At 69.9% G+C, this 10,901-nt stretch carries 9 protein-coding genes; 1 reads left to right on the top strand and 8 read right to left on the bottom strand.

Annotated features, from left to right (window positions below):
* Positions 1-56: 56 nt before the first annotated feature.
* The 8 genes from ABZ738_RS28455 to ABZ738_RS28490 all read right to left on the bottom strand — a co-directional run bounded on the left by ABZ738_RS28455 (position 57) and on the right by ABZ738_RS28490 (position 10,084).
* Positions 57-1,619 carry an Ig-like domain repeat protein gene (locus tag ABZ738_RS28455; protein ID WP_357218188.1) on the bottom strand — a complete coding sequence of 521 codons (1,563 nt, stop codon included), beginning with the start codon at positions 1,617-1,619 and terminating at the stop codon, positions 57-59.
* Between the two features lie 474 nt (positions 1,620-2,093).
* Positions 2,094-3,056, bottom strand: coding sequence for a LamG-like jellyroll fold domain-containing protein (locus ABZ738_RS28460; RefSeq protein WP_176093537.1), 963 nt, complete (start codon positions 3,054-3,056; stop codon positions 2,094-2,096).
* 487 nt (positions 3,057-3,543) lie between these two features.
* Positions 3,544-3,846, bottom strand: a complete 303-nt coding sequence (locus ABZ738_RS28465) for a DUF1905 domain-containing protein (protein WP_131052975.1) — start codon at positions 3,844-3,846, stop codon at positions 3,544-3,546.
* 157 nt (positions 3,847-4,003) lie between these two features.
* Positions 4,004-5,716 carry a cellulose binding domain-containing protein gene (locus ABZ738_RS28470; protein WP_176093535.1) on the bottom strand — a complete coding sequence of 571 codons (1,713 nt, stop codon included), beginning with the start codon at positions 5,714-5,716 and terminating at the stop codon, positions 4,004-4,006.
* 290 nt (positions 5,717-6,006) lie between these two features.
* Entirely contained in the window at positions 6,007-6,978 is a 972-nt protein-coding gene (locus tag ABZ738_RS28475) for a nitroreductase (RefSeq protein ID WP_357218193.1), read from the bottom strand.
* On the bottom strand, positions 6,979-8,067 hold the full coding sequence (locus ABZ738_RS28480) for a hypothetical protein (protein ID WP_357218196.1): 1,089 nt from the start codon (positions 8,065-8,067) through the stop codon (positions 6,979-6,981).
* Positions 8,064-8,504, bottom strand: coding sequence for a DUF4188 domain-containing protein (locus tag ABZ738_RS28485; protein ID WP_131057296.1), 441 nt, complete (start codon positions 8,502-8,504; stop codon positions 8,064-8,066). The genes ABZ738_RS28480 and ABZ738_RS28485 overlap by 4 nt, the downstream gene beginning before the upstream one ends.
* A gap of 2 nt (positions 8,505-8,506) precedes the next feature.
* Positions 8,507-10,084: a phenylacetate--CoA ligase family protein gene (locus ABZ738_RS28490; RefSeq protein WP_357218200.1), complete on the bottom strand. Its 1,578-nt coding sequence runs from the start codon at positions 10,082-10,084 to the stop codon at positions 8,507-8,509.
* Between the two features lie 251 nt (positions 10,085-10,335).
* On the opposite strand from ABZ738_RS28490, the gene ABZ738_RS28495 reads away from it, so the two are divergent.
* A partial coding sequence (locus tag ABZ738_RS28495; RefSeq protein WP_357218203.1) for a non-reducing end alpha-L-arabinofuranosidase family hydrolase occupies positions 10,336-10,901 on the top strand: 566 nt, incomplete at its 3' end.

Raw genomic sequence — 10,901 nt, forward strand, 5'->3', positions numbered from 1 at the left:
CCGCCGGTGCGGGTGGACCGAGACGGGGGAGGTCAACGGCCCACCGTGTTCATCGGTCAGCGCACCCGCAGCTTCTGGTGCACCTCTGCGGTGGGCGCGTAGGTCCGGTCACCGGAGTAGGCGACGTGCACCGCGTACGACCCGGCGGACAGCCCGCTGGTCGGCAGCTTCACGACGGCCTTGCCCTTGTTCAGCGTCACCACGTGCGTGCTGCCGGCGAAGGTCACGGTGATCTCGCCGGTCGGCGTCGGCGACTTCTTGTGCTTCTTCTGTGCCCGCACCTCGACGTCGAGGGTGAACGCGCGGCCGGCGGGGACCGACGCGGGCGCGGCCTTCGCCTTGACCTTGGCACGGGCGTCACCGACCGTGTCGACGCCCGTCCAGAGGTGGTCGCGGGCGAAGATCGTGAAGAGCTGGCTGGCGGTCATGCCGTCGTGCGCACCCGGGACCTGGGTGGTGTGGGCGGTGTACCCACGGGCGCGGAAGTTGTCGGCGATGGCGTTCTGGTTGTTGAGGTTGCCCTCGAACACGCCGTTGCCGAGGAACACGAGGAGGTCGTCGTCGCCGACCGCGTTCGCGACGTTGTCGTAGTCCTGGGCGCTCAGCGACGGGTTGCCGGAGAAGTGACCGTAGTACCCGAACGTGGTCGGGTAGCCGCGGATCACGTGGGCGCCGGTCATACCGCCGTACGAGAACCCGGCGTACGCCCGGCCGGACCGGTCGGTGGCGACGTTGTACCGGTCCTCGATGAGCGGCAGGATCGTCTGGACCAGGTTGTCGGCGGCGTTGGTCTGGTTGTACGACGCGAAGCCGAGGCTGGTGCCCGTGAAGTGGTTGCCCATGGTGACGACCACGGTGGGCTCGATCTCGCCCTTCGCGGTCATGTTGTCCAGGATGTTCGGGACGTTCGCCGGCACCATGAAGTCGGTCTCGTCACCGAAGATGCCGTGCGCCAGGTACGCCACCTTGTACGGCTGTGCGCGCTTGGCGTTGTAACCGGGCGGCAGGTAGACACCGAGGTAGTGACCGCTGTCGCCGAGGATGGTGGTGTACGGGACGTACCTGACGGTGCCCCGGTCCTTGGGCTTGGCCGGCAGCTCGTACTCGGCACGGCTCTTGAGCACCGGGTCGTTCTGCTTGGTCGCGTACGGCACGTACACGGCGTCGAGGACGTCGTTGTTCCGGGTCCGGAACGAGGACTCGCCCGGCGGACGCGGGTTCGTCGAGGCCGGGTCCCAGATGCGCTTGTTCTCCCAGCCCTGGGTCGGGTCCCAGACCCGGTACCAGTAGCTGATGCCGCCCGCGTGCAGCGGCAGCGAGACCGACCAGTTGCCCTTCTTGTCCCTGGTCATGTCGCGGAGGAACTCGGTTCCCCCGGCGTGGTACCGACCCGGCTGCCACTCCTCCGGCTGGTACCGGGTGTTGCCGGTGTTCACGTCGAGCAGGGTCAGGTCCCCGGCGAGACGGACCTGCGTGGCGTTCGGGTTGCGGTAGACGAAGGTGACCGTGTATCCGGTCGGTGAGTGCTTGTCCGCCTTGACGGTCGCACCCTCCTTGGCCGCAGGCTTGGCCGAGGCGGCAGCCGGCGCGGAGACGACGAGGCCGACTCCGAGTGACATGGTCGCGAGCAACGAGACGGTACGCCTGAGCCTGCGCTTTCCGGTCTCTGTCTTCAACTGAGCACACTCCTCTACAACCGCTTCTCGCGGTGCTGTTCGGATCTCGTGGTCGTGTTCGGACCCTGGCTCTCGGCTCCGGCTTACTGCCGCCGGAGCCGCTGAAGGTGGGTGAGGTCTGCGCGACGAGGCGCGGGGTGGTCGGACATGGAGAGCCTCCTCGTGGGCCACGTGGGCTACTGCCCGGTGGGGGGTATGACCCGTTTCGGTACTCTGTGGATCTGGTCCTGTGCTAAATCGAATTAGCATCGGTAGTGTGGCGGGGGTCGCCTTTCGATGTCAAGAGTGTTCCAGGGCCGTTACGTCTCAGGTCGCTCCTGGTCACGGCCGTGCGGGGATCGACGCACCGTCACCACGGAGTCGTCTCGGCTTCCGATCGGGGGCCGGCTCACGTGTCCGGCGATCGCGGCGACGCCGTCACTCGTAGATGCGGAAGTTGTCGAACTCGAAGGCACCGCGACTCGTCGCGATCACCCCGGCGGTGCCGTCCGGGAAATCGACGGCGTCGACCGTCTTCACCTTCGTGCCGTTGATATAGAGATCGAGCTGATCGCCCTTGCCGACGATGGCCAGACTGTTCCAGCCCTCGGCGGTTATCTTCTCGGAACGCTCGGTCAGGCGGTAGGAGAATCCGAGGGTGTCGCTGCGCGCCACGAACGAATAGGTGCCGTCTCCGGAGAGCAGGAAGGCGTAGTACCGCTTCGGCTGACCGGACCACCGGTACATCAATCCGGCCGCGCTGGTGGAGAGGGCCCGGTCCGCGATTCGTACGTCGACGGAGACCGGCCTGTCGGTCATCTCGACCGGCACCCGGTCACCGGCGTTGGTGGCGTTGATCCAGATGTAGCGCACCCGGCTGGCGTCGGTCCGGTTGGAGAGGCGGAACAGACCCTGGACGGTGTCGATCTCGCTCCGCCACACGTCGTCGTCGCCGTCCTCGGTGTCGACCCAGAGCGCGTACCGCGCCAGGACCTCGTCCGGATCGCTGACGGTCGAGGTGAACGGCTCGGTGAACAACGCGTGCCGGAACGGGTCCGACGGCTGCTCCTTCGGAATCAGCGCCGCGATGCCGGCGACGATCCCGACCAGGCCGCCGACGATGCCGATCAGCCCCGGGACCGACCTCAGCGCGCGACGGAGTCGCTGTCGCCGGGGGCGCGTCACCGCGGTGTCCGTCCCGGCCGGGTTGGTCTCGGTCGGGTTGGTCCCGGTCGGGTCGGCGTCCCGCTCCCCGGTGGCGGACGGAGTGCGTGGCTCGACGATGTCGGGGGTGTCGTGCGGAGTGGTCAGGTCGCTCTCGGCGGTTTCTGCCGACGACAGCGGAAGGTCCGCTCGACGTGCCCCGTCGTCGTCGAGCGGCGAAGGATGCTCACTTCTCATGAGCGGCATTCCTTTCCGGTCGTCGTCAGTGGAATTTCCACGATGTCGACGGGGAGTCGAGCCGCCGGAACGGCGGTGCGATTGAATCGTAGCGAGACGCGTCGGTAGTGCGGGAATTCGACGGGAATGCGACCCGGAGAATGCGCCCGTACGCGCGCGATCGACGGCGCGTCACTCGATCGCGGGCGGGGAATGGTCCATGATCTGTCAGCCACTCGGCGGGTGGCGGTAGGAGCCTTCCATGGCGCACCGGTCGCTCGACCGGGGCACCGAGGAGATGCCGGTATGTCGTCGTACGTCTATGTGTTGTTCCTGAGGTCGCCGTGCCGCTGCGCGGTACCCACGGTGACCGGGGGCCCTCAGGCCCTGCGACCCGGCCCTGCCCAACGGCACGTCGCTCCCGGTCCGACCCGGTGACGACTTCGGCGTGGCCCACTCCGGCCCGTGGTGGGCGCGGCCCCGACCAGCTCCGACGACACCGCCCTCATCAGTGGTCGACCAGTTCGACGGTCACGGTGGCGGTGTCGCCCACGTCGAGCGCCTCGGCGGTGCGGACGGCGCGCTTGACCGGGAGGACGTAGCAACCGCGTGTGCTGTCGGGGAACACCGAGGTCGTCCACCGGCTGCCGCCGATGGCGGCCCGGACGCGTACCGCACCGAAACCCCGACGGGTCCCGCCGGAGCGCTCGCGGATCTCCTCCGACGCCCCGACCGGCAGGCTGACGAAGGTCCAGCTCTCGTCACGCCGGGCAGCCCAGGTCCACAACTCACTGTCGAACGTCACGATCACGACGGTCAGCATCACATCCGGGACCGACAGTGCCGACGCCCCGCCGGTCGAAGGTTGCTCGCGAACGGTCGCAGCGACCGCCCACGGGCGGACGCCCGACGGCCCCTGCGTGGCGCGCGGTCCTCGCGCGCCACGCAGGGTGTGGACATGTCGTCGCTCAGTGGGTCAGGACGACGGTGGAGATGCTGCGCGCGCCCACGTTGACCGAGACCTGCCCGCCGTTGACGCTGGTCGGCTGGCTGGCCGCGTTGGCGCTCAGCGAGGTCAGGTAGTGCTCCGCCCGGGTGACGGACTGCGGCACCTGGATCACGGCGTTGTTGACCGCGCTGGTCGAGCGGTTGAGGATCACCAGCGTCGTCTTCCCGCCACCCTGGTACGCGGTCACCTCCAGCGGTGCGGCCTTGGAGCTCTTGGCCAGGGCGACCCGCTGGTAGCCGGGGCGGACGTACTTGGAGTACTGCGAGAAGGCGTACCCCCGCTTGAGCGGTGCGCCGGCCGTGGTGCCGAAGGCGGCCTCGCCGTCACCGATGAAGGAGTAGTAGCGCTTGCCGTACCACCAGACGTAGGCGGTCCAGTTCGCCTCCATCGACCGGTGCACCGTGCGCATGATGTCGTCGAGCGTCTCGTTCCAGACCGTCTGGTTGCCCGGGTTGCCCCAGATGTTGGAGCCGTTGCCGTCGGCCGCGTGCAGGTTCCACTCGGTCATCCAGACCGGCTTGTTGTGCTGGTCGGCCAGCGGGTACGACCGCAGCCGCCCAGCCGCCTCGGTGCCGTACAGGTGACCGCCGATGTAGCCGATGTTGTTGCGGGCGGTGGTGTCGTTGAGCGTCGGGTCGGTGTAGGTGTAGTTCAGGTTCACCGCCTCGGCGACCATCAGCTTGGTGTTCTGCACCCGTGTGCCGTGGTCACGGACGAAGTTGCGCAGCTCGGTGCCGCTCCAGTCCATCGAGTCGTAGTCCGGGTGCCAGTCCGGCTCGTTCTGCACGGAGGTGACGTCGATCGTCACGCCCTGCCCGCGCATGTACTGGACGTAGCTGTTGAGGTGGTTGGCGTAGTCGTCGTAGTAGTCGGTCCGCAGCTTGCCGCCGTTGACCCGACTGTTGTTCGTCTTCCACGCCGCCGGGGCCGTCCAGGGTGAGGCCAGGATCTTCACGCCCGAACCGGAGGCCTTGGCCGTCTTCAACGAGTTCACATGCGTCGCCCACTCGCTCGACACCGGCGACAGACCGGTCCGCACGATGGACAACCCCAACTGGTTGGCGCCCATCCCGACCAATGTCTGCGTCTCGGCGGTCGACCACGCGCTGCCCCAGATCGACTGCGCCGCCCCGAAACCGTCGACCGTCTGGTGGCGGGTGGCGTTGTTGACCGTGATGTCCGCCGCGCCGGTGGGTGGCGGGGTGGTGGGCGGCGGGGTGGTCGGCGGTGGCGTGGTCGGCGGCGGGCTGGGGATGGTGCCGCCGGTGCAGCCCACCCCGTTGAGCGCGAAGATGACCGGGGCGGGGTTGCTGCCGGTCCAGGACCCGTTGAAGCCGAACGAGGCGGTGCCGTTGGTGGGGATCGTGCCGTTGTAGCTGACGTTCTGGGCGGAGACGGCGGCGCCGCTCTGGGTCACCGTGGCGTTCCACGCCTGGTCGATGGTCTGCCCGGCGTCGAAGCGCCAGGTCAACGTCCAGTTCGTGACCGGATCACCGTTGTTGGTGATGACGACGTTGGCGCCGAATCCGCCCTGCCACTGCGATGCCACCGTGTAGTTCACCGTGCAACCGGCGGCTGCCGCACCGGCGGGCATCGCTACGGCGACTCCGGCCGACGCCAGGAGTACGGCACCGGCGGTCACCCGGGCGGCATTGTGTGTGAACGCTCTCATTCGTCTTTTCATCGCTGCTCCGGTCTCCTCGGAATGGGATGCATCGACCTGCCGTCGGTGACGACGCAGAGACGGGAGCGCTCCCATGGCGCGGCGGAGGCCGCCCAGTTGCGCCCGGGACGGGGGCGGTGGTGAAAGCGCTTGCCAGATCGGCCTGAATGTATGCCGCGTCAACGATCGATGTCAATGTTGCGACGCGTCGCCTCCGAGGCGGCCGTCCGCAACCCGGATGTCGCGCCGGGCCGCGCCCGAGGTGTGCAAGGAAGGGCCCCCTACTAACGCCTGGTGTATTACAAGGGTCCCTTCCTTACATCTGGGCGGCGGGCGGAGCGGGGTGCCGGGTTGGTGGGGCGGCCCACCCGGGTGACGTGCAGCAGCCGCTCCGGCGCGACGTCCAGGAGCGTGCCGAGCGCCGACCGGGTGGCCGCGACGTCGACGAGCTGGCTCAGCGGGTGCGCCGCCAGCCCGGCCGCGTGCAGCGTCAACCAGCAGCGCAGCAGCACCCGCCCGAACTCCACCTGCCCGGCCGGGTCCAGGGCCGCCGGGGCGATGAGGACGACCACGTCGCCGCCTCGGGCGAGCGGATCGTCGGCGGCGGCGAGCAGCCTCGGCAGCCCCAGCCGGCGCAGCGCCGGATAGCTGGCCAGCGCCGCGCGCAGCCCGGTCGCGGCAGGACGGGACAACCCGAGGCAGCGGTCGGTGAGTCCGTCGGCGTGGTAGTCGGGATGCGCCGGGGTCAGGCGTAGCCAGCGGCGCAGCTCGGCGACGACCGCCGGGTCCGCGTACACCTGCCGGTCGGCCTCGCGAAGCAGGCCGCCGAGGCGGTCGGCGCGCGGCACGGTCCGGACGCCGCCGCCGGCCTGCCGGGCGACCGCGTCCACCGCCGCGAGCGCGTCGCTGTCCGGCCCGCCGACGAAACCGCCCCGATGGGTACGCCGATCCCAGACCTCGGTGGTGCGGAAGGGCGTCGGGTAGCGGCTCGGCGCCGACCGGAACCGCCCCACCCACGGGTCGTCGTGGTCGGCGACGTACTCCATCGGCAGGCCGGCGTCGGCGGCGACGATCAGGCAGGTCTCCACGAACGCGCCCAGGGAGAGGCACAGGTCGCGGCCGGTGGGGTCGGCCGCCGGCAGGGTGTACGCCGGGTCCCACCCGACCCGGATCTGTCCGGGCTCGTAGCGCAGCCGCCACGGCTGGGTGTTGTGCGCGCTCGGCGCCCGCCAGCACAGTGGTTCGAGCGCGCGGAACGCGGCGACGTCCACCTACCGCTCCTTGGCATAGAAGGTGTAGCCGTGCAGCGGGCGGCCACCGAGCCGCCGGTACTGGGCCGCCGACGCCGGGTTGTCCCGACCGACGTAGGTGCTGCGCAGCGCGGTGTAGCCGGCGGTGTGCAGGTTGTGGTGCAGGTGCGTGGAGAGCAGCCGCTGGTAGCCGCGCCCCTGGTACTCCGGGACCACGCCCTTGACGATCAGCACCGCCTCCCGCCGGTAGCGGCGGCGGGTGCCGAGCAGCCGGATCTGGTTGACCAGGTGCAGGTCGCCCCGGACGGCCACCATGAACTCGCTGATGTCCGGTACGCAGAGCGTGAACGCCACCGGCTGACCGTCCCGCGTCAGATAGAGCAGCAACGACTCGTCCAGCAGGTACGCCAGCCCGTCGGTCTGCCGCCGGAGCTGCCAGGCGCAGATCGGGGTGTAGTACCCGAGCTGGGCGAAGGAGTCGTTCAGCATGCCGCGAAGCAGGTCGAGTTGGTCGTCGAGACGCCGTACGTCGCCCCGGTGCAGCTCGATCCGCGCCCCGTCCGGATCCACGCGCACCGGGGGCGCCGGCTCGGCCGGGGTGGGCACCGGGCAGATCCAGGTGTCGGACTCGAACCGGCGCTGGAACCCGTACGCCTCGTAGGCGGCGGCGTAGTGCGCCGGGTTCCAGGCGCTGTCGACGAAGCCGCGTTCCGCGTACCCGGAGGTGATCACGCCACCGGCCTGGTTGGGCAGCAGCGCCACCGGGCCGAAGAGCAGGTCCCGGTCGGGATCGGCGTGCGCGGAGATCGCGTCGAACAGCGGTCGGGCGGCCGGGGCGGTGAACTCGGTCAGCCCGAAGAGCTGGCACCGGCGGCCGATCTTGGCGTCGAAGGCCGCGTCGATGTGCAGGGTGGTCCGGCCGACCACCGTGCCGGCGTTGTCCCGCAGCACGTACATCGGTATGCCGTCCTGCCACCACTGCCGGATCTGCTGGCGGGGGATGGGCACGTGGCGCGGCTCGTCGGCGTAGAGGCGGTCGGCGAGCCCGAGGAACTCCCGCAGGCCACGGCGGCAGGTGACCCGTTCGAAGCGGTACGCACCGGAACTCACCGGATCACCGCCGGACCGGTCGTCTCCGCGCCGAGCGGAGTGAACGTCTCGATGTGGCCCATCTGCGGCGCCTCGGCCCGCCAGGTGCCGTTGGAGTACCCGTCCGGCGAGGCCGAGTAGAGCCGGATGAATCCGGCGGTGGCGTTGCGGGTGCCGTCGGTCAGCCACACCATCAACCGCCGGTGGTGCCGGGTCCGCGCGAAGCGCAGCATCGCGTCGCGGTCGGTGAAGAACGCGATCGTGCCGAGCGTGAGGGGGAACTGCCAGTAGACGGTGTGCCAGCAGTAGCCGGACATCCGGCGCATGTCGCGGACCATCCGGAACCAGTCCGGGGCGAGCCGCAGCAGCACCAGCGGGTTGGCGTAGCGGGTCCCGCCGATGAACATGGCGCCGGCGCGGGCCTGCGCGGGCGCGCGGGAGAAGTCACGGGTACGCATGATCACCTCACCAGGTAGACGTTCTTGATCTTCTGTTCGCCGGCGAACGGTCCACTTCCCGGCTCGTGCAGCTCCACCCGCAGGTCACCGGCGGTCGGGTCTTCGAGCAGCGACTGCGCGAAGTCCCGGGAGACCGAGGTGAGATGCCGACGTACCCCGCTGCGGCAGGCGGCGACGAGTGCGTCGCGCTCCGGCGCGGCCAGCGGGCGGCGCAGTTCGATGTGGATCACGGGTCGGGTCTCCAGCGACGCGTCCTCGACCAGGGTCATGCAGAAGCGGTTGATCTCGGCGGCGTGCGGGTTGCCGGTGTAGAGGCCGTACTCGACGTCCTGGGGGTAGAGGTTGGCCCCCAGGTAGGAGACGGTGGAGTCGCGCCGGCCGAACAACAGCAGCACCGGCAGGGTCATCCGCTCCACCGAGACGGCCGTGCGGAACTCGGCCCGGCGGACCGGGTCGGCGTGCGCCAACTCCACGATCCGCTGGTACGGCACCAGCACCGCCTCGTCGCCGACGTTGTAGCGCAGCCGGGGCTGGAGTACGTCGCCGGTGACCGTGCACACCAGCTCCCGGCGGTCGTTCGTCTCCAGGTAGGTGGCGAACGGGTTGTACTGGAACACCATCGGCAACCGCTGCTCGTCGGCGCCGAGCAGCTCGGCCCGCAGCCCACGGTCGGTCTGCAACCGCCGCCGCAGCCACACCGTGAACCGGGTCTCGGCACCGATGCCGATGGTCAGGTCCGACGCCCCGTACGCGGAGCGGACCAGGGCGAACCGCTGCTCCAGGTAGTCGCGCAGCGCCTCGGTCATGCCCTCGCCCCCGCAACTGGCGAAGACGCGGTACTTCCCCCACTCGAAGCCGCCGGCGTCGAGCCGGTCCCGCAGGTGCTTGAGGAACGGCGGGTAGGCGGTCACCAGGTAGTCGTAGTCGGGGCCGAACTCGTGCAGCGTGTCGACGATCTTCCCGAGGTCCGGCCCGGTGTTCTTCACGACCGCGATCCGGGACATCGCCGCGCCGGTCGTGGTCCCGGTGGCCCAGGCCCCCATCGAGTACGCGTTGATGACGAACGGTCGACGCATCGGGAAGACGAGTCCGGTATAGCCGGCGATGTCCCGGTGCACCGCGCGCAGTTCCTGGTCCCCCCGGGGCCAGTTGAACGGCCGCCCGGACGAGCCGGCCGACTCGTCGACCACCACACCTCGGGACGGCATGCGTCCGTGCCAGCACCGTGCGGCGGCGCCGTAGGCGGTCACGTACCCGTGCTTGTCGGTCTCCGGGAAGTCGGCCAGGCGGCGGCGGGTGCGCGCCGGGCGGGTGCGCAGGAAGGACCGGTACGCGGGGACCTGCCGGGCGGCCCGTTCGCAGACCGCCTGGGCGTTCGCCGCCGCCAGCCGGTCCAGGAGCGGGTGGTGCCGCCGGGCCAGCCAACGCCATCCGGCGGGGTGGCGACCGGCGAGGCGGGTCAGTGCAGCGACCGCCCGGCCGCCGGTCGCCAGCGTCGTCTGTCGGCACCGCGCGGCCAGTGCCGGCAGCGGCGACTCGGCGGTACCCAGTGCGATGTGTCGGTGCGGCAGTTCGGCCATGTGGCCATCCTGTTCGCGTCGACGCGTGGACACCTGAGCGCGCGAACCGGAGTGCGGTGAGTACGCGTACCCAGGCGTGGGTGGGCGTCTGCACCGGTCGCGGTGGGTGCGAAAACCCGAATGTATCCATCGCCGTCAAAGGTTGAGGCGTTGGGAGCGCTCCCGTAGCATCCCTGACACGTATGTTAACGCTCACCTAACAATGACCCTCGCAAATGCGTCGGTCTACTCCGTGCTGGGAAGGATGCTTTATGGCTAGATCCAGAATGGTCAATGCCAGTCTGGCGTCGGCCGGTGTGGCGATTCTGGCGACGTCGGCAGTGGCCGTCGTCGCACCGCCGGCCGGCGCCGCAGCGGCAGGTTGTTCGGTCACGTACTCCGTGGCGTCGCAGTGGCAGGGTGGATTCGGCGCCAACGTCTCGATCACGAATCTCGGTGATCCGTTGACCAGTTGGACGTTGACGTGGTCCTTCGGCGCCGGGCAGACGGTGACGCAGTCCTGGAACACCACGTTGACGCAGAGCGGTGCGGCGGTGACCGCGAGGAACGTGAGCTACAACGGCGCGATCCCGACCAGCGGATCGGTGTCGTTCGGGTTCAACGGCTCCTGGACGAGCAGCAACCCGGCGCCGACCAGCTTCGCCCTGAACGGGGTGGCCTGCAACGGCGGCACGACCCCGACGACCCCGCCGCCCAGCACGCCACCCCCGACCACGCCGCCCCCGACCACTCCGCCGCCGTCGGGTAACTGCTCGCTGCCCTCGTCGTACCGGTGGTCCTCGACCGGCGCGTTGGCGCAGCCGCGGTCGGGCTGGGT

The sequence above is a fragment of the Micromonospora sp. NPDC047793 genome (assembly GCF_040642635.1).
Classification (GTDB): Bacteria; Actinomycetota; Actinomycetes; order Mycobacteriales; family Micromonosporaceae; genus Micromonospora.

Coding starts and splice junctions, on each gene's coding strand:
- ABZ738_RS28455 (WP_357218188.1), bottom strand. CDS start 1,619: ATGTCACTCGGAGTCGGCCTCGTCGTCTCCGCGCCGGCTGCCGCCTCG.
- ABZ738_RS28470 (WP_176093535.1), bottom strand. CDS start 5,716: ATGAGAGCGTTCACACACAATGCCGCCCGGGTGACCGCCGGTGCCGTA.
- ABZ738_RS28490 (WP_357218200.1), bottom strand. CDS start 10,084: ATGGCCGAACTGCCGCACCGACACATCGCACTGGGTACCGCCGAGTCG.
- ABZ738_RS28460 (WP_176093537.1), bottom strand. CDS start 3,056: ATGAGAAGTGAGCATCCTTCGCCGCTCGACGACGACGGGGCACGTCGA.
- ABZ738_RS28485 (WP_131057296.1), bottom strand. CDS start 8,504: ATGCGTACCCGTGACTTCTCCCGCGCGCCCGCGCAGGCCCGCGCCGGC.